The organism is Aliifodinibius sp. S!AR15-10 (assembly GCF_031569985.1).
Taxonomy (GTDB): Bacteria; Bacteroidota; Rhodothermia; order Balneolales; family Balneolaceae; genus JAMQKA01.
The window spans coordinates 49,745-68,755 of the sequence record NZ_JAMQKA010000010.1; the positions used below are offsets into that span (position 1 = coordinate 49,745).

General features: G+C 49.3%; 13 protein-coding genes and 1 riboswitch. Of the genes, 3 read left to right on the forward strand and 10 right to left on the reverse strand.

Annotated features, from left to right (window positions below):
* Positions 1-40 precede the first annotated feature (40 nt).
* The 6 genes from NC796_RS08700 to NC796_RS08725 form a co-directional block, all read right to left on the reverse strand.
* A complete protein-coding gene (locus NC796_RS08700) occupies positions 41-2,452 on the reverse strand; it encodes a ribonucleoside-diphosphate reductase subunit alpha (RefSeq protein WP_310683989.1) in 2,412 nt (803 codons plus the stop codon).
* A gap of 69 nt (positions 2,453-2,521) precedes the next feature.
* Positions 2,522-3,508 (reverse strand): ribonucleotide-diphosphate reductase subunit beta, encoded by a 987-nt coding sequence (locus tag NC796_RS08705; protein WP_310683990.1) that lies wholly within the window; start codon positions 3,506-3,508, stop codon positions 2,522-2,524.
* Between the two features lie 136 nt (positions 3,509-3,644).
* The gene (gene metE, locus NC796_RS08710) at positions 3,645-5,984 is read right to left on the reverse strand and encodes a 5-methyltetrahydropteroyltriglutamate--homocysteine S-methyltransferase (protein WP_310683991.1); all 2,340 of its coding nucleotides are present in this window, start codon (positions 5,982-5,984) and stop codon (positions 3,645-3,647) included.
* Positions 5,985-6,141: 157 nt separating this feature from the next.
* A riboswitch (cobalamin riboswitch) is annotated at positions 6,142-6,499 on the reverse strand.
* Positions 6,500-6,854: 355 nt separating this feature from the next.
* Entirely contained in the window at positions 6,855-7,844 is a 990-nt protein-coding gene (locus NC796_RS08715) for a CbiX/SirB N-terminal domain-containing protein (protein WP_310683992.1), read from the reverse strand.
* A 118-nt stretch (positions 7,845-7,962) separates the two neighbouring features.
* Positions 7,963-8,604, reverse strand: a complete 642-nt coding sequence (locus NC796_RS08720; RefSeq protein WP_310683993.1) for an HmuY family protein — start codon at positions 8,602-8,604, stop codon at positions 7,963-7,965.
* A gap of 163 nt (positions 8,605-8,767) precedes the next feature.
* Positions 8,768-11,074 carry a TonB-dependent receptor gene (locus NC796_RS08725; RefSeq protein ID WP_310683994.1) on the reverse strand — a complete coding sequence of 769 codons (2,307 nt, stop codon included), beginning with the start codon at positions 11,072-11,074 and terminating at the stop codon, positions 8,768-8,770.
* A 167-nt stretch (positions 11,075-11,241) separates the two neighbouring features.
* Here NC796_RS08725 and NC796_RS08730 point away from each other — a divergent pair, with 167 nt between their 5' ends.
* From NC796_RS08730 to NC796_RS08740, 3 genes are all read left to right on the forward strand, one after another.
* A complete protein-coding gene (locus NC796_RS08730) occupies positions 11,242-11,871 on the forward strand; it encodes a hypothetical protein (protein ID WP_310683995.1) in 630 nt (209 codons plus the stop codon).
* 128 nt (positions 11,872-11,999) lie between these two features.
* Complete coding sequence (locus NC796_RS08735) at positions 12,000-12,587, forward strand: helix-turn-helix domain-containing protein (RefSeq protein ID WP_310683996.1); 588 nt, start codon at positions 12,000-12,002, stop codon at positions 12,585-12,587.
* A 318-nt stretch (positions 12,588-12,905) separates the two neighbouring features.
* Positions 12,906-15,392: a heavy metal translocating P-type ATPase gene (locus NC796_RS08740; RefSeq protein ID WP_310683997.1), complete on the forward strand. Its 2,487-nt coding sequence runs from the start codon at positions 12,906-12,908 to the stop codon at positions 15,390-15,392.
* A 207-nt stretch (positions 15,393-15,599) separates the two neighbouring features.
* Here the strand turns inward: NC796_RS08740 and NC796_RS08745 are convergent, their stop codons facing one another.
* The 4 genes from NC796_RS08745 to NC796_RS08760 form a co-directional block, all read right to left on the reverse strand.
* On the reverse strand, positions 15,600-16,253 hold the full coding sequence (locus tag NC796_RS08745; RefSeq protein ID WP_310683998.1) for a TlpA disulfide reductase family protein: 654 nt from the start codon (positions 16,251-16,253) through the stop codon (positions 15,600-15,602).
* Positions 16,254-16,257: 4 nt separating this feature from the next.
* A complete protein-coding gene (locus tag NC796_RS08750) occupies positions 16,258-16,536 on the reverse strand; it encodes a hypothetical protein (protein ID WP_310683999.1) in 279 nt (92 codons plus the stop codon).
* 39 nt (positions 16,537-16,575) lie between these two features.
* On the reverse strand, positions 16,576-17,040 hold the full coding sequence (locus NC796_RS08755; RefSeq protein ID WP_310684000.1) for a DUF411 domain-containing protein: 465 nt from the start codon (positions 17,038-17,040) through the stop codon (positions 16,576-16,578).
* A gap of 113 nt (positions 17,041-17,153) precedes the next feature.
* The gene (locus NC796_RS08760) at positions 17,154-19,004 is read right to left on the reverse strand and encodes an efflux RND transporter periplasmic adaptor subunit (protein ID WP_310684001.1); all 1,851 of its coding nucleotides are present in this window, start codon (positions 19,002-19,004) and stop codon (positions 17,154-17,156) included.
* Positions 19,005-19,011: the final 7 nt, after the last annotated feature.

The following is a 19,011-nucleotide window of genomic DNA, read 5'->3' on the forward strand; positions in this document are numbered from 1 at the left end:
AATTATTCTCGTTTATTCAATGGGAAACCACAATTAATTTCTACTCACAACTTGGGCAGATTTTGTTGAGCATTGGGTCAGTAGGACAAGCCTCGTCATCGCCGCTTATCACTTTGTCTACCACCTCGTCGCCGTACTTTTCCCGGGCCTTGGCTTCCAGTTCGGCCTGGTTTTCTTCGCTGGTTTCCGCTTGCGCTGTGTCGGTTTTGGGAGATGAGGTAGATGCACCGCCGAAGCCTTTCCTCGAGCCCCGTTTGTTAACTTCCGAAGTATATTTCTCTCCCTTAATCACCTTGTCGATAAAGCAGTAGTAAGTCGATTTAAGCTTTTTCTTCCAGGCGTAGAGATAGATCTCCTCCATATCGTCGCGTAGCCGTTCGTCGATGTAGAGCGATTTCGACACCGCCTGGTCAATCGATTCCTGGAAAGCCGCCGCGATATCGATCTGGCGCTTGGGAGCGATCTCGTAGGCCGTTTTGTAGAGATCCTTGTCGATCACGCCCTCCAACTCATTGATGTACTGCACCGAGCCGTTGTTTGCCTTGATCGTCTCCGCCATCTCATCGCTCCAGTAGCCCTTCTCCTCCAGGTCCTCAATCAGCTGCCGGTTGATCACGATATGCTTGCCAGAAAGCGTATCCCGCGAATACAGGTTGCTAAAGTAGCTGTCGATCGAGGAGGTCGTGCCGCTGATAATAGAGATCGAAGCTGTTGGGGCGATCGCCATCAGCACAGCATTGCGGCGCGGTTTGTAATCGTAGGCATTGCCCTCTTCTTCCATCTCCTGGTAATGATCGAAGGCGCCGCGCTCTTCCGCCAGTTGTTGAGAGGTCTCGTACGTCACTTCCCTCATAAATGAACCCAGCTTCCGCGCTTTAATGACCGCCTCTTCCGAGTCATAGGCGATGCCGAGATCCACCAGCGCTTCCGCAAAACCCATCACGCCGATGCCCAGGGGACGCAGGTCCATGGTGTTTTTACGGGCGGCGTCGGAGGGATAGAAGTTTTTGTCCAAAATGTTGTCGAGCCCGCGCACCATCACCTGCAGCGTATCCTCAAGCTTGTCCCAGTCGAAATCGTCCTGCTCTTCATTCAGGTGCTTGGAGAGGTTGACAGATGCCAGCGTGCAGACGGCTGTGGAGTCGGGCCGGTTCGGGATGGAGATCTCCGTACACAGGTTGGAGCTGTTGATCACGCTGTACTCTGGACACGGGTTGTGGCGGTTGTGTTCGTCTTTGAAGATTAGCCACGGGTGACCGGTCTTGGCAAGCTTGAAGAGGTATTTCTTGTAGAAATTGCGGCTCTCCAGCCTTTTGTACTGGTTGAGTTTGCCCGCCTCGGCCTGTTCAATTCGCGCTTCATATTTTTCTTTGAACTCATCACCGATCGCGTCCACCAGTTCGGGACATTCACCCGGGTCAAAGAGGTAGATCGGTTCATCCTGCTCGATGCGGCGCATCATCTCGTCCGGCATCCAGAGCTTGGTGTTGAGCGAAGGCGTTCGGAAGTAGGCGTTGCCCGTAGTCTCGCGAAGATCCAGGAATCCGTCGATATCCAGGTGCCACGGCTGCATCGAGATCACCTGTGAGCTGCGTCGCCGACCACCCTGCTGAATGGAGTTCACCAGCGTATCAAAGATTTTAATGAAGGGAATCACGCCCGACGATTGTGCATTTAGTGACTTGATCGGCGATCCCGTAGCACGAATGCGACTGACATCGGTACCCACGCCGCCGGCATATTTTGCGAGAAAGGCTGTTTCGCGGGCCTTGTCCATGATCGAATCCAGTGAATCGTCGATTACACTCACATAGCAGGAGGAGTACTGCGAAACCGGCGTGCCCGAATTGAAGAGTGTGGGCGTGGAGTGCAGATATTCGAGCTTGGAAAGCTTGTTGTACACTTTGACGACCTCTTCGTTGGAGTTACCAATGCCCATCGCAACGCGCATAAAAAACCATTGTGGCTTTTCGATGGTGTTCTGATCGCGATTCTTCATCAGGTAGCGGTCTTTGAGTGTAGAGAGGCCAAAGTAATCCAAGAGACCATCGCGCTCGTAATTGAGTGCATCTTTAAAGAGGTCCAGGTCGAACTCTTTGAGCCGCTCATCCAGCAGGTTTTCATCAAAGGCGTGATCCAGGTAATCGCCAAAATCACCCAGCCGTCGGTCTATTCTTTTATTAATGATTTTGAGTAACTGCCTAGTCGCCAATGTATCATAGATCGGATGTTTGGGGATGAGCTGCTCAATCGCCTTCAGCACCAGCTGGTCGAGCTCTTCGGTAGAGACCCGTTCCGGCACCTTCAGGTCCAGCTCCTTCATGATGCGGAAGACGAGCTCATAATCATCTTCCACCTCCAGGCCATTTATAATTTCGAAAATCGCATTAATGATTTTCTGCGTCTGAAAGTTCTGTTCTGTTCCGTCGCGTTTTATGACTGTTCTTTTCATGATAACTCCTTATTGTATTTTGTTCGTTGGGACGTAGCATGCTACGTCCTTACTTTATGGCTCCGTGTCTTAATAATTCGTGTATTCTGTAGATGAGACCTCGAAGAAGTTGATCAGTTTTTTCACGTCCTCTTTCTGCAGGAATCGCAGCGGGTTTTCGGTAACGTGGAACTCCTGCTGGAAGCCCAGCTCCTGTAGGCGCCGGTCGGTTATATACTTCAGGTAGCGTTCCAGCTCGCCATAGGAGATGCCGAGGATCGTGCGGTCACCGAACTTGTGCTTGACGTACTCGATCTCCAGCTGGGTGCCTTCCAGGATCACATCCCGGATGCCCTGCACATATTCCTGGTCCTCTACGATCTCGGGCGTTTCGTCCAGCATGATCAGGATCGCCTCGATGCCGTTTTGCAGGTGAATCGACTCGTCGATCAGCACCAGCTCCACGCCGGACACCACGTTCTTCATCTTGGCCATATCCTTCAGCGCAAAGAAGTGGGCAAAGGAGGAGTAGAAGAAAATGCCCTCCAGGATGATGTTGTTGAGCAGGATCGCTCGCAGTACCTGTTTTTGTCCCTCTACCGAATTGGGATCAATATTCCCGTAATCGATCTTGTCGATCTCGTCCACGATCAGCGACTGCTTTTTGCGGAGGATGGGATCGGAAAACGCCACGTCGTACATTTTCTCGCGATCCATGCCAAATGACTGCAGCACGATTTCGAAGAAATCACTGTGGATGTTCTCCATAAACAGCTGCGTACTGAAGCTCATCTTGGCGTGGGGATCCGTAAGCAGCGGGAAGAACGAGTTGACCAGCACGTTCTGTACCAGCAACTCCGACGAGCAGAAATACCCGACGGCGGTGTCGAAGAGATCTTTTTCATCCTCCGTCAGCGAGTGGTAGTCGAGGGCATCCTGCTGGATATTCAATTCCTCAGGAAACCAGACCGCCTTTTTCTGTTTTTCATAGAGTTCGCGAAAAATGGGATAGGAGGGGTCTTCCGTAAGTTTGATGTTATCACGTACCGAGGTACGTCCGATTAGTTTATTATTCATAAGCTTTTGGTTTCAAAAATTGGGATTCATATTCGTAATTAATATCGATTAGGCTTTAGTTGGGACGTAGCATGCTACGTCCGTACATTCTATGCTGGCATGCCAGCCCTGTGCCGATCTGTTTATGGTATCCTGGCTACGTCCGTACTGATTTCGTTTTCTTTCTCATCTGCCGTGCGGCTTCTACCATATTCTGCAGTGAGGGCAGCGTCTCCTCCCAGCCGCGGGTCTTCAGTCCGCAGTCCGGGTTGACCCAGATCTGTTGTGGATCGAGGACATTGGCGGCTTTCTGGAGCAGCGTTACCATTTCCTTGGTGTCAGGCACTCGTGGAGAGTGGATGTCATAGACGCCCGGCCCGATCTCGTTGGGATATTCGAACTCCACAAATGCATCGAGCAGCTCCATTTGCGAGCGGGATGTTTCCATGGAGATTACATCTGCATCCAGGCGGGCGATATGCTCGATGACATCGTTGAACTCCGAATAGCACATGTGGGTGTGGATCTGGGTCTTATCCTCAACCACCGTCGAGGCGATACGAAAAGCATCCACAGCCCATTCCAGATAGGTATCCCAATCCGCACGGCGCAGCGGCAGCCCTTCCCGGAAAGCGGGCTCATCGATCTGGATCGCCTTGATACCGGCTTCCTCCAGGTCTGCCACTTCATCGCGCAGTGCCAGGGCAATCTGCTTAGCGGTTTGCGACCGGGGCTGATCATCCCGCACAAACGACCATTGCAGGATGGTTACAGGACCCGTAAGCATACCCTTGACCGGCTTGTCGGTCTGTGCCTGTGCGAAGCTGGACCACCGCACGGTGATGGGATCGGGACGGTGCACATCACCGTAGATGATCGGGGGCTTTACGCCGCGGGTACCGTAGCTCTGCACCCAGCCGTTGCGGGTGAAGGCAAAGCCGGCAAAGTGCTCTCCGAAATATTCCACCATGTCGTTGCGCTCAAATTCTCCATGCACCAGCATGTCCAGGCCAATCTCTTCCTGCTTTTTGATGAGCTTTTGTGTCGCTTCTTTGAGATTGGCTTCATATTCTGTTTTGGAAAGCTTTCCTTTGCGAAAATCTGCCCGCCATTGGCGCACTTCTTTTGTCTGCGGGAAGGAGCCGATCGTCGTGGTAGGAAAAAGATCGGGCAGATCGATATTTTCCTGCTGGGCTCGCTTCCGTTTTGCATAAGGACTGTTACGGTTCAGGGCCGAATCATCAAGCTGTACCATCCGGTTTTGTACAGCTTCGTTGTTCACGAGCTTGGAGCGGCCTTTGTCAGCAATATCTGCCTGGTGATCTTTCAGTTTTGCCACTTCGTTATCCGAGAGGCTATTAGTCGCAAGCTTTTTTAGCAGATCCAGCTCCTCCAGTTTCTGGTTGGCAAAGGCCATCCAGCGTTTGACCTCATTCGGGAGGGCGGTCTCATCGGTCTCCTGCTGCAGGTCAACCGGGCAGTGCAGCAGTGAGCAGGAGGGAGCTATCAGCAGCCGGTCCGCACCGATAATCTGTTCTGCTTGGTGAATAGTTCCATTCGCCTTCTCCAGGTCGGCCTTCCAGATGTTTCGTCCGTTGATCAGGCCGAGGGAGAGGGCGGTTTCTTTGGGAAGGTTATTTAATACCGGATCGAGTTGGTCCGGTGCTTCCACCAAGTCAAGGTGCAGGGCATCTACAGGGAGCGAAGTGGCCAGCTCAGTGTTGTCTCCCAGCCCTTCAAAATAGGTAGTGAGCAGGATGTTGAGATCTTCCTTTTCAGACAATACGTCATATGCCTTAGAGAAAGCGGCTTTGGATTTCGCATCCAGGTCCATCGCCAGGAATGGCTCATCAATTTGTACCCAGTCCACCCCCATCGCTTCCAGCTTGTGGAGAATCTCCTGGTACACCGGGAGCAGGCGATCCAACAGCTCGAGCCTGTGAAAACTGTCTGGGGCATTTTTCTCCTTTCCCAGCAGCAGGTAGCTGACGGGACCGATCAGCACGGGTTTGGTCACTACCCCGACCGATTTGGCCTCCTCGTATTCGTCAAACACCTTGGAGGAGAGGCACTGGAAGGTCTGGTCTTCCGTAAATTCCGGGACGATGTAGTGATAATTGGTGTTGAACCACTTGGTCATCTCCATCGCCTGGATGTCGTGCTGCCCGTCCTGCAGTCCGCGTGCCATTGCAAAGTAGGTATCGATCGGGTAGCTGTTGATCTTGTCATTTTCCTGTTGATACAGTTCCTGGTAGCGCTCCGGGATCGCCCCCAGCAACAAGGTCATGTCCAGCACCTGGTCGTAAAGCGAAAAGTCGTTGGAGGGCACCAGGTCGAGACCCGCCTCTTTCTGTTTGGTCCAGTGCAGCACGCGCAGGGCGGAGGCCGATTCCACCAGCTTTGCTTTGTCAATTTCGTCGTTCCAGTACGATTCTACCAGACGTTTCAGGTCTCTGTTGATACCTATCCGCGGGTATCCGAGATTGTGGGTAAGCATAGTGTAATCCTTATTTTTAGCTTTGAATGAGTGGCCGGTGGGAATGCTAAAAACGTTGAATATGACAGCCGGAAGTATGAGAGTACAAGAGATACAGTACGGTGATGCAGGCAACTTCCTTCACTGCCTTTCAACAACGCCTTAACTCCCGAAGGCCTTATTTACTTGACTTGAAGGCAGGTCTCCTGACTTACCGACGCTTTCTTTTGCCTTCCCGCCTCGTTTGGGGCTGAGACAGTGGCCATGGAGTCTGCCAAACTTAGAGAAATCTACTGCGGAAACGTTGAATTTGGCCAGCTCCCGAGCTCTTTATCGTTAAATAGTGTGTTACTATTCGCCTCAAAAGACCCCGGGAGTTGACTCAAACCAACATTCCCTCGCTACAATTTTCTAAGCCCGACAGACTCCTATCAAAGAAATATATCGGATTACAGTTGCGGGAACAGTTCCGGGTTTGCACCGGATTCCCTTTTCATCCCGACAGCCGTCGGGACACCTTCAAATCCATTAATACAAGTAAGTGGCTGGCCCCTTCATTGTCAATGAAAACTTTTCCACAAAATGGTGTTAGTTATCAACAATGGAGGGTTGATTACAGGGGGGCGGCATATTTCGCGGATTATGCAGACCTCGTTTACCGATTGAAAATTTATATTATAAGAGCCTGAATCAGGTTATTCGGTAGATACCATGAGGTATCAGCCTTATCCATAGCGCGGGAATTAATTCCCGCGCAAGTGACAGGGCATTTCCCACGATGGTTGCTATGTTTTAACCGGTAAACACTTTACAGATTTATGTTGGGATAGAACAGTTAACCGATCTGCGAGATCTGCGCAATCCGCGGGAGTTAACGTATGCCGAAGAAATTCAGTTTTGGGATTGGAATTGCTGTGATAATGCCTCTTCCACCGACTGCCGAAGGAAATCGGTGATCAGGGGATCTGGTAGGAGAGTCTTGCCGCTCCACTTGAAATCGAGCCCCTCCAGCCGTTCAGCCACGGCTTGCTCGCGACCGCCGGAAGACAGGAAGAGCGGTACCACAATGACATCGCCAAACTGCACGGCCTGCCGCACCAGTGCTCGCAAGTTGGCTTTCGCCTGATTGAAAATGGTGTCGGAAGCATCATCGCGCACCGTGGTGGCAAAGATCTGTTTGTAGGGTATGCCCTTTTCTTTTTGAATAGACTGAATTTTTCGGGAGAGGCTCTCCATCGTGTCGATCCACTTCTTGTTGTCAGCCTCGGCATTTGGACCATGGGCTACCAGCAGTACCGTCTCACTTGATGGATCAGAGCTCAGTTCCTGGATACGTTCACTAAGGATTCGGGCTACCACGGGATGATCATCCAGGGGAGGAGCTAAGGCAATATCGACATCTGTGGAGATCTGTGGCAGGTTTTCTGGCATATAAAAGCGGTGACGGCCGTCTGAAGCGTGAGTACTGGAATCCTCTTTAATCCCCATCATCTGCTTGTATTCGTCGATATGGTGCATCAGCGGCATCTTCGGGTCGGGCAACGAATCACGCTTGCCCAGCAGGTACCGGTTCTGCCTGATGATCGGGCTGTAGCTGGAGATAAAGAGCTGCACCACCGCGATTCGGTTTACACCCAGCTCCTCCAGTGATTTTATGGCGTGGTGCATCGTTACATAATTGGCCATGCCGAAGGCCACCTCTACTTTGTAATTTTCTTTGAGCGGTTCTGTGGCCTCAATGACCGCTTCATTCCACTCCTGGCTACCGCCGTGAGCAAGAACCAGTACTCCGGTATCCTGCGCAACGCTGGGGATAGCACTCAAAATTAGCAAGACTAATGTTGTGGGTACTATGTGAGAAAACTTGTTAATCAATTCCATGATATTCGATTGTAAATTTTTAGATCTGTTACTACCCGGACGCCGGCAGAGGTAACAGGGATGCGAAACATGCCGGCGCGGTGGGGTAGTGGGATAATAATGTCTCGCGGGAATATTCTTATTCGACGAACTCTCTTGATCCATTCATCTGAATGGTATATTCAAAAGTGTACATGCTTCCTGTAGGCCGTGTCTCCATATTAGCAAATTCCTCGGTTGAGGTATCGGGATTGCCCTTGTACCAGCTGAGGATGTTAAGCTTAGCATAATGATTCCCATCAGCAGTTTTCAGCACTATAGTTTTATTCCCTAAGGGAAGTACCGCATGCTGAGGTTCTTGTTGATTTGTATAATGATACCATCCATTATCACTCCCCGTTGGGATTGCCAGAAGTGTGTCGGTATCCGTTTCATATCCTCCTGAGGGAGCGATGGATACATCATCAAAAGCGGCATCAAGTACAACTGCTCCACCCTCTCCAGGTCCACTGCTTCCACTGTTGGTATAAATAGTAGTACCAGAGAAAGCAACATCCCACTGGGTGGTAGCCGAGTCAGTATCTTCTAGAGTGGTATTTTCGCGAAGACTGTAATAGGTGATATCTGTATAAGGTCGTGTTGTATCAGCTGGAATATCAGTTGCCGTGTTTATTTCTACTTGAAAATCGTTTTCTGGTCCTGTTCCAGAATCATCGCAGGCCGTGAAACCAATGACAAGTGCGAAAAGGATTATTAGAGTGAGTGGTAGTTGCATTTTCATTATTTTGTAGGATTGTTTTGGGTTTGTATTCAGGTCTCCCGATGATGACGCTGATCTCGCAGATATTTGTGGGTTTTTCCTATATGATCTGCGTAATCCCCGAAGTCTGCGAGAGAAAAATGTGTGATATATGTTCTTGTTCATAGGCTTTCAAACGGCATCATCAGTCGATTCGGATGTTAGCCTGCAGGTAAAAGAGTCTGCCGGGCAGCCACGAGAGCTCCCCCGGCCTGGTGTAATCCAGGATGTTGTCCACGCCGAATTGCAGTCGATATCGCCCCGCAAACGTCTTGGCCAGCGCGGCATCCCATATGGTGTATCCGGATTCATATTCATCAGCATCCACATAACCGTTGCCGTTGGCATCGTACCGGCCGTACTTACCGCGGAGGGTACCTCGGATGTTAGCCTCCAGGTCGTATTTCTTAAGTTCATAGAAAAGCTTCGCAGTACCGGAGTGTCTGGAGCGGTTGAACATTGGTTCATGTGAGACAAACTCCTTCTGAACTATTTCACCATTCTCGTCCTGAACGGTGCGGGTTTCGGAAACTTTGCGACGCGCATCCAGCAACTGGTAGCCAAGTGACAGAGTCAGTGGGTCAATAGCGTTCCACTGCAGGTTGGCTTCGATTCCCTGAGTAAAAATTTCATCCAGGTTGAAGTAGCTGTATACAGACTGCCCGTTGGTTTTGTCGGCGATGGGAGCAGTTTCAATCAGGTCATCCACATCGTTATGGAAGCCGTTGGCACGCAGGCGAAGCCCCGGCAGTGGATCGATATCGAAGCCGGCATTGTAGGCCCACGAGCGCTCAGCCCTGATTTCGCTGAGCTCTGACAGGGGCGTGAGGATTTGTTCAATCTTACCCTCCTCCTGCAGCTGCCGGATTTCTTTGGCAACAGTGCTCGATCCAAATACGCTGTATCCAACCGTGGGATTGGTAAAGTTGAGAAACAGCTGTCGAAAGTCGGGTGCCTTGAATCCTCCACCCATCGACCCGCGTAGGTGCAGCCAATCGGTGGCTTTAAAGCGGGCCGAGAGTTTGGGACTCAGTTGCGAGGCATACTCGCTGTGCGCATCGTAGCGGAAACCGCTGATAAGATCGAGTTTTTCGTTGAAATGCCACTCATGCTGAGCAAATGCGAAGTAGTTGGAAAACTGCTGGTTGCCCTCATAGCGGTCGGCATGCAGTTTTTCCCAATTTGCACCGCTGCCTGCGGTTGTGACGTGATCTGCATTCCAGCTGTAATCTGCCTGGACTTCGGCGTTGTTATAAAATTGATCGAACTTTTCCCGGTCATACTGGTTGTCGTCATGTCGGTAGCGCCAGCGACTGTCGGTGTGAAAACGGCTGCTGTAAAATAAGAGGGTTACTCTAAAGCTGGAAAATGGCTGCATATCCAGCGACGGCGCCACGCTGTAATCCTCCTGCAGCGAACGGCTGTTCAGAAACGTGGGATTCTCAACCGTTCCCAGGTAATCGGTACCGTGTTGGAGCTCACGATAATAACGGGTTTGCAGCTGTGCCGTGAAAGTAGGTGAGATATCCCACTCAGTACGGTAATCGAGCGTGTAATTCTCATATTCAGGGACAGTCTGGGAGATCGACTCCGGGTTCAGCTGGTAACCTTCGGAGCTGTTGTGGTTCAGATGCAGCGTGTTGTTCCACTCGTTCCGGCGAAAAGAAACATTGGTACCAAGGTCCAGTGATTGGTTGGTCCCGTAGCGTGAGTATACGTTTAGTTCTAAAGGTCGGGATCCCTCCTCCGTTATTATATTAATGACGCCCGCAAGGGCATCACTTCCCCACAGGGCGGAGGAGGGTCCCTTTATCATTTCGACCTGCTTTATGTTGCCCACGCTAATTCGACTTAGGTCAAGCGTGCCGGCTCTTCGCCCGATAAGTGGCTGCCCGTTCAGCATGATCAGGGTATAATCGGAGTCAAAACCCTGCAGCTGGATGCCGTTGCCATGGTCTGAGGTCGGCACGAGGCCGGTTTGCTCTGCCAGAAGATCATCAAGGCGCGTGTTGCCCGTATTCTCAACTTCTTTCGTGGTAATGAGGGTGACCGGTATGGGTACTTCTTCGATATCACGCTTGGTACGTGTGGCAGTAACCACAACGGAACCGCTGGAGTAGCTCGTGCTAGAAAGTGTCAGCGTTACATCATTGGTGATACCCGGTTTAATGATCAGGGTTCGTCGGAGTGGTTCATACCCGATGGTGCTTGTGGTGATTGAGTATTTACCAGGGGGAATCCCTTCAATCGTGAACTCTCCGTTATTGTCGCTTACTGCGTTGAATCGTCCCTTGTCCAATAAGATGTGCACATCAGGTACCGGTTTGTTTTGTGGGTTCTTCACAATTCCCTCCAGACTGCCGTCGGCCTTTTGTGCCAGAAGAGGAGAGGCACACAAAAACGACACACCAAGCCAAATCACCGCCAGCAGTAATTGGAAATTATCACTCATTTAGAATTTGATTTTAATTTAGACTGTGTTTAAATAAAAGGCGAAAATATAATTTAGACACATTCTAAATAGAAAGATTTGTCCAGGTCGATCCCAGCTTGAGGATTGGGGTGGATAGGTCTTGATGAGCATAGAACTGTTTAATCATTGTAACTTATTGCATCCCAATGACTAACAAGTATGTAAACCGTTCAAAAATATCGGAAGCGAAATTCAGAGAGATCGTCCGGCTTTTTGCAATGGATTTAACCGCAATTCAGATTGCCAAACTTGCGGGGTTAAACCGAAATACTGTGAACCGTTATTTAAAAGGAATACGGCAGCGCATTGCCGAGTTTTGTACCGTTACCGAGCCACTCGTGCTATCAGACAGGGAGACAGAAAATGGGGTCGCTGCTAAACAAAAACTGGTAGGCCTCCGTGAAAAGGATAAACGGGTATATACAGATATGCTGACGTTGCCTGAACTGCAGGAAATTCCCACTCATCAGCATAGAAACAGCAATAAAAGTTATAGGCCCGAACTTGCAATTGATAGTTTTGAAATGGTCATCAATCCTGAAAACAAGCATCGGGTGTATCTTTGTGATCAAGAGCATCATCAAAATAACGCGGTTAAATACCGGTGCATGGAGGGGTTTTGGGGATTTGCCCAGTCACGACTGGAGAAGTTCAAGGGATTGCACCAATCCACCTATCGTCTCCACCTGAAGGAGTGTGAGTTTCGGTACAATAATGAGAAAGACCAGCTTTACCCGATAACCCTGAAAATTATTCGCAACAAGCCGCTTTTTTAGTCAAGACCTGCTTGGGGAAAAGTTTTATTCATGACTAGGAATTGCCAAATTGGAACCGTTTGATTTTTATTTTCATTGATTATTCTATAAATAAAGCTTTTGTATTACGCACAAATATTGACTGAAATATGGCTGAAAAACCTGGTGATACTACCATCTTCTATATTAAAAATATGGTTTGCCCGCGCTGTGTGACGGCGGTTGAGAATGCGTTTGAAGAGCTCGGATTTGAAGTGAATCGTGTTGAACTGGGAAAAGCGGTTGTGACCGGTGAGCCGGAGGTTTCCAAGGAAAAGATCAGGGAAGAACTCGAGAAATTGGGCTTTGAATTGCTGGAGGGAAAAGAACAACAGCGCGTCGAACAGATTAAGAATTATCTTATTGAATATGTGAAAGAGCTTGAAAAGCAGGATTCGGCACCTAAAATTTCCGATTATTTAACTCAGAAAATGCATCATAATTATGCATCCCTGAGCAGCCTGTTTTCAGATGAAGAAGATACTACGATCGAAAAATACCTGATACACCTCAAAATTGAGCGAGTTAAAGAGCTGCTCTCCTACGGAGAACTCACCCTCAGTGAGATCGCATGGAAATTGAAATACAGCAGCGTGCAATACCTCTCGAACCAGTTTCGCCAGATTACGGGCATGTCAGTTACCGATTATAAAAAGGCCAGTGACAGTTTCCGCCAATCCCTCGATTCCATTGAATAAAACTTCTTTCTTTTAATAAATATCCATTATCCCATGTAGAGACACGCCGCGCGTGTCTTTGCTGAACTTGGCTATCCACGACGATTTACATCGATATTTATTTTTTGCTACACATTCCCTAAATGAGCCAATTTCAAAGATAGACACGCGTGGCGTGCCTCTACATTTTGTTATTTCGTTCCGTACCACATGGTTGTTGTGTCATCCGTCCCGATCAAAAATTTTATAACCTTTCCCAACAAAATTATAACGGTCAGGTGGTTTCTGTTTGTTAATATCATGACAGAGTTTCAAGGTGAATTAAGCAATATTTCAACGATGACAACAACGAAAGAAACACTCCACATTGAGGGCATGCACTGTGCCAGCTGCGTGAACAGCGTGGAAACTTCTCTTAAGAAATTGAAAGGAGTCAGTAACGCTTCCGTCAACTTGGCTACGGAATCGGCCTCTGTAGAATATGATTCTGACAAAGTCACTCGTGATGACTTCAAACAGGCGGTAACAAACGCTGGCTATGAGGTGGAGGAGCCGGAAACCGTTACTCAAACGCTGAAAATCGATGGGATGCACTGCGCCGGGTGCGCCAACGCCGTTGATGCCCAACTGGAAGCTCTGGACGGGGTGGTAGAGGCGACGGTAAATCTAGCAACCGAAAGTGCCAATGCGAAATATCGTGCTGGTACTGTTACGATGGATGATTTTGCCAAAGCTATAGAAAAAGCCGGCTATACCCTTATTCGCGAGGAATCAGAGTCTGCACAAGACAAGGCTGATTCAAAATTGGAGAGAGAAAAAAGGAAAGTTGATGAGGCTAAATCTCGCATGTGGTGGTCATGGGCGGTGACCATCCCGATCATCCTTTGGATGCTTCCGGACATGATCTGGGGATACGCCTTCCTCGGTCACACCGGCATGCAGATCGGTATGTTGGTCCTTTCCGCGTTCGTGATGTTCTGGCCCGGATGGGACACCATTAAGAGTGCATGGAAATCAGCCAGCAACTTAACTCCAAATATGGACGTACTCATCGCGATGGGTACGCTGGCGGCGCTTTCCACCGGTGTGGTTACACTGCTGCACCAGTTTGGACTGGCGCCTGAATTTTACAGCTTTGCCGGCATTGCAGGCATGATCATGGCCTTTCACCTGACTGGGCGTTATGTTGAAACAAAAGCCAAAGGACGCGCCTCTGAGGCGATCCAGAAATTGCTTACCCTTGAAGCCAAAGAGGCTACCATTCTGCAAGATGGTGAAGAAGTAAAAGTACCGATTGATGAGCTGCAGGTCGATGATGTCATGGTGATCCGTCCCGGTGAAAAAATTCCGACTGACGGTGAGGTTGTGGACGGTGAGAGCAGCGTGGACGAATCGCTTGCTACCGGTGAGTCGATGCCGGTGGAAAAATCTGCAGGTGATGAAGTGATTGGTGCCACGATCAACAAAAATGGGGTTCTGAAGGTAAAAGCGACGAAACTGGGCAAGGATACGTTCTTGAATCAGGTGATCAAGATGGTTGAGGAAGCCCAGGGCTCCAAAGTACCGATCCAGGAGTTTGCCGACCGGATTACCGGCGTGTTTGTGCCCATAGTAATCGCTACGGCTGTTTCCACTTTGGCGTTGTGGCTGCTTTTTCCCGGATTTTTTGGGGGTATTGCCACTTGGGCGGCTGACTTTTTGCCGTGGGTTAATCCCGGAATGGGAGAAGTTGCCTTGGCATTCTATGCTGCCATAGCTGTGCTGGTGATCGCCTGTCCCTGTGCGCTTGGACTTGCTACGCCAACAGCACTGATGGTCGGCTCAGGCATGGGCGCTAAAAATGGAGTGCTGATTCGTAAAGGAGAAGCGATCCAGCTTATGAAAGATGTGGATACGATTGTGCTGGATAAAACCGGTACCATCACCGAGGGCAAGCCGGGCGTTACGGATGTCATACCGCTAAACGGGATAGCTGAAGATGAGCTTATTCACCTGGCTGGTTCGGCGGAATCGGGATCGGAGCACCCGCTGGGCCAGGCGATCGTGGACTATGCCAAGCAACATAATGGGCAGCTCGAAAAAGCGCAGCAGTTTGAAGCGGTCACTGGAAAAGGGGTTAAGGCCCAGATCGGTGGGCAGCAGGTATGGATTGGCACACCCAGCCTGCTGGAAGAGGCAGGAATTGCGCTGGATGATTCTTCACGATCACAAATGGCTTCCCTGGAAGTACAGGCTAAAACGGCTATGTTGGTCGGAGTAAGAAATGAACTGGTGGGTATCATAGCAGTAGCCGATAAAATCAAGGAGGACAGCAAGGGAGCAATTGCCACACTCAAGGAGTTTGGGTTGACGCCCCTTATGATTACCGGCGATAATGAACGCACGGCGCGTGCTGTAGCGAAAGAGGTCGGTATCAAAGAAGTCATTGCCGGGGTCTTGCCCGATCAAAAATCGGATAAAGTGGATAAACTGCAGCAACAGGGTAAAATCGTGGCGATGGTCGGCGATGGCATCAATGACGCCCCGGCCCTGACGAAGGCGCATGTTGGAATCGCTATTGGAACCGGAACCGATGTGGCTATTGAGTCCGGTGATATCGTGTTGGTACAGGGAGATTTGAGCGCCGTAGTTAAAGCAGTGAAACTGAGTCGTGCTACCTTCACGAAAATAAAACAGAATCTGTTCTGGGCCTTTTTCTATAACGTGGTGATGTTTCCGCTCGCTATCTTTGGTATGCTGCACCCGGTGCTGGCAGAGATTGCGATGGCGTTCAGTTCTATCAATGTGGTAACAAATTCACGGCGATTGAGCAAGGTGGATATTTAGAGACGGGTTGCTGAGTTGCGGGTTACGGGTGAAAGGGTTAATTGATCGAATTTGGAATTCAATTTCCCCCAAAATCTCTCGTTTGTATTAGCAAGATAGTTGTTAACTTATCCCTTGATTTTAAAGACTCGCCAACCTAACACGAAACCCGTCAACCCGAAACGCGTATTTTAAAAAGATTTGATCGGAATACGATGACAAAAATCATCAAGCCTCCACATTCTCTTCAAGTAACTCCTTAAGCCTCGGCTCCAACTCCTTCTTTGTCAGCGCTCCCACCGAAAAATATTTCAAATCCCCCTGCTTATCGATGATATAGGTGGTGGGGATGCCCATTGTCGGCCCGTACTTGTCCATGATGATTCCATCATCAATGAACATGGGGTAAGTGACATTGAATTTTTCCATGAACGGTTTCACCACTGATCGGCCCTGCTCATCAATAGACACACCAAGGATTACTAGGCCTTGGTCCTTATATTTTTCATAAAGATCCACAAAATCGGGCATTTCATCGGCGCAAGGGGCACACCAGGTGGCCCAGATATTCATCAGTACCACGTTGCCCTTTTGTTCGGAAAGTTGAAATGATTGCCCATTCATAAGTTCAATTGTAAAATCGGTAGCCGTGGCTTTTTGCCGGGCGGGATAGAGAGCTGCTGAATAGGGGTCCAACCTCTCCAGCGGTTCGGTCGGTTTTTGCTGACTCGATTTATCCGAACTACATGCTGATATAAGCGAAATAGATAAGACAGCAAGTAGGGAAATGAATAGAGGATTACGCATTACGCAATACGCATTACGCATCATATATTTCGTATTTCGTATTGCGTACTGATATGTTGCTTGAATTACTGGCATAATCTTAGTTCTGATCTTCAGCCTGTTGCCGTTCCCATTCCGCTTTATCAACAATCTGTCCCTGGGGCGTTATTATTTGGTTTGGTCCCGGAGGCTCGGTCGGAAACTTGTCGATGCCCACTTTGGGATCGCGATCCTCCGGCACGTAATGCACATGAGAACCGTGCGAAACCTCGGTGTACGGCTTGGGATTAAACACGCCAAGAGAATCTGCAAGGGCAAATCCTCCGGCAATAATTACTGCTAAAATGAAGATATATTTCAGTCTGTTTTTTGAGGTCATGCTATTTGATATTCACTCAGAAAAAATACTCAGGTTGTATTAGTGCTGGGCATATACCTGCCGCGATCCATCTTCCTGGAACAGGAATACTTTGTAAGCTTCAGCCGGTCGTCCGGGCATTTCCATTCCGGGAGAACCGATCGGCATTCCTGGTACAGCCAGTCCCTTGGCGTCCGGCTGTTCTTCAATCAAGTTCTTGATATCCTCAACAGGAACGTGCCCTTCAACAACATAATCGCCGATGACCGCAGTGTGACACGATCCCATATCATATGGAACATTATTTTGTGATTTGATCGCCTGCATATTGGGAGAGGCTTCCTCTGTTACCTCGAATCCGTTGGCCTCGAGGTAGTCAGCCCATTTTGCACAGCATTGGCAGCCCGGATTTTTGTACATCGTTATCTCAGTACCGGATTCAGATTTGCTGCCGGAACAGGCGGTAATTCCTGTAGCCAATACGATAATGGATAAGAATTTTGTCAAAAAAAATCGTTTGTTCATGAAGAACCTTGTTTAACGTTAAGAAAGAATTAGAATATAGGGGAGTCCCCAGAAAAACTAAATCCAAACCTGTAAAATGTTTCGCTTACTCTATTATCGATAAAAACAGGATTTTATTTTGATTTCGATTGCAGAACTTCTTTCTGTGTCCCACATGTTGGCATTTCCTGGCCCATGTATGGATTGACGATCTCACTATTTCCACTAAGCCAGTATGCTCCCTTTTGGTCCTGAGCCATCGGACAGTAGTGCAGGTGCAGGGTCTGGTCAACTCCAAATTGGATAACTGCTTCTGTTAAAACATCTGACAAAGAAGCAAACTGGTTTCTGAATCGACTGAGTTCTTCCACTCCCTTTAACGATTTAACAACGCTGTTTAGTTCTTTTAACTGCTGCATCCAAAGCATCTGCTGTTGGTTTTGGATCAGGTTCATATCAACCGTTGATAAAGCTTGTTCGAAGTTTTCGAGAGCAGTAGCAGCTTTCCCGAGATCGTCATTTGCGAGGGCAGAGCTTATATCAGTATAAGCCTCTGTAAGAGTTCCGAGTTTTTCCTGGAAGGTAGCAGGAATCTCGCTTGGTTCAATGGCAGATTGCGATGTTTCCACTTCCTGCTTTTGGCCACTGTCCATAGGTTCGCCGCCGTGATTATGTCCACCGGGCGTGCGCCCTTGGTTTTGTCCCGGCGTCTGATTCATCATGCTGCGTTTATCGGCCAGCTGGGCTGCACTGTCGATCATAAAGTTGCCCTTAACGACGACCTGTTCGCCCTCCTCTAATCCCTCCTTAATCACGTAGGAATCACCAGTTTGCTGCCCAAGCATAACTTCTCGAGCCTGGAATGAAGGCTGTTCTGTGTTTGGCTTTTGCACATACACCAGCGAGCGTTCCCCGGTCCAGAGCACGGCAGAAGCGGGAATCTGCAGCTGTGGTTCTCCACCATTGAGTTCAGATGAGACTACGCCTTTGGCCAGCATATTGGGTTTCAGTTTTAGGTTGAGATTAGAGGCCTCGGCCCGGACCGTCGCCGTTCGGCGCTGATCGTCGAGGATCGGGTCGATGTAAGTAACCTTTGCCCGAAACGTTTCACCGGGATATGCGCCTACTGTAAATTCGACTTCATCCCCGCGGGAGATGCCTGCCAAATCATTCTCGTAAGCTTCAAACTCAATCCATACGGTGGAGAGATTCGCAATCTCAAAAATAGGTTTCCCAAAGTGGATATGATCACCCACCGCCACATGGCGTTTGGTCACATACCCGTTTTGGTGCGAATGGATATCAAAATTCTCTTGTGCCTCTCCGCGCTCAAGTATTTGATCAATAATTTTTGGTGAAATTTCCCAGTTGATAAACTTCTTGCGTGTTGCCTGGTATAGCTGTGGATTTGATTCCCTGTTCTTGTAAGCCTCCAGCAACTCTTTCTGAGCCGTAACAAGTTCCGGGGAATAGACGGATGCGATCGGATCACCCTTTTCGACATATGCCCCCGTGTAATCCAGGTATAACTTTTCAATACGTCCGGGGAAGTGGGCCGGAATGATGGAGAGCCTGCGTTCATCGATCATCACCTTGCCGGGCATGCGTGATTTTTTGACGGCTACTGTGCGAGTCACTTCAACGGTCTGCACCTGGGCCAGCTTCATGGCCGCCTGTGTCATTGTTGTAGTATACGGATCATCGCCCGACCCGGCATCACTGCCACCATTATTTGTGGGGATGAGTTCCATTCCACAGATAGGGCAGTCACCCGGCTCGTTTTGCCGAACTTGCGGGTGCATGCTGCAGGTGTAGACGATGTTGCCCTCCTCATCAGTGTGGGCTTCTTCCACATGCTGCTCCATATCTGTCGTTTCAGCTCCATTCGGTGAGGATCCACCGAACAGGAACCATCCCAGGAAAATGCCAACCAGGAGAATGCTCCCGGCTTTTATGAGTTGTTTAAAGTTGAAAGAATTTTTCATTTGTATA

What these genes read in the sequence shown, in the direction of transcription:
- NC796_RS08725 (WP_310683994.1), bottom strand. Translation starts at nt 11,074, where the DNA reads ATGAGTGATAATTTCCAATTACTGCTGGCGGTGATTTGGCTTGGTGTG.
- NC796_RS08705 (WP_310683990.1), bottom strand. Translation starts at nt 3,508, where the DNA reads ATGAATAATAAACTAATCGGACGTACCTCGGTACGTGATAACATCAAA.
- NC796_RS08700 (WP_310683989.1), bottom strand. Translation starts at nt 2,452, where the DNA reads ATGAAAAGAACAGTCATAAAACGCGACGGAACAGAACAGAACTTTCAG.
- NC796_RS08730 (WP_310683995.1), top strand. Translation starts at nt 11,242, where the DNA reads ATGACTAACAAGTATGTAAACCGTTCAAAAATATCGGAAGCGAAATTC.
- NC796_RS08720 (WP_310683993.1), bottom strand. Translation starts at nt 8,604, where the DNA reads ATGAAAATGCAACTACCACTCACTCTAATAATCCTTTTCGCACTTGTC.
- metE (WP_310683991.1), bottom strand. Translation starts at nt 5,984, where the DNA reads ATGCTTACCCACAATCTCGGATACCCGCGGATAGGTATCAACAGAGAC.
- NC796_RS08745 (WP_310683998.1), bottom strand. Translation starts at nt 16,253, where the DNA reads ATGCCAGTAATTCAAGCAACATATCAGTACGCAATACGAAATACGAAA.
- NC796_RS08735 (WP_310683996.1), top strand. Translation starts at nt 12,000, where the DNA reads ATGGCTGAAAAACCTGGTGATACTACCATCTTCTATATTAAAAATATG.
- NC796_RS08740 (WP_310683997.1), top strand. Translation starts at nt 12,906, where the DNA reads ATGACAACAACGAAAGAAACACTCCACATTGAGGGCATGCACTGTGCC.
- NC796_RS08750 (WP_310683999.1), bottom strand. Translation starts at nt 16,536, where the DNA reads ATGACCTCAAAAAACAGACTGAAATATATCTTCATTTTAGCAGTAATT.
- NC796_RS08715 (WP_310683992.1), bottom strand. Translation starts at nt 7,844, where the DNA reads ATGGAATTGATTAACAAGTTTTCTCACATAGTACCCACAACATTAGTC.
- NC796_RS08760 (WP_310684001.1), bottom strand. Translation starts at nt 19,004, where the DNA reads ATGAAAAATTCTTTCAACTTTAAACAACTCATAAAAGCCGGGAGCATT.
- NC796_RS08755 (WP_310684000.1), bottom strand. Translation starts at nt 17,040, where the DNA reads ATGAACAAACGATTTTTTTTGACAAAATTCTTATCCATTATCGTATTG.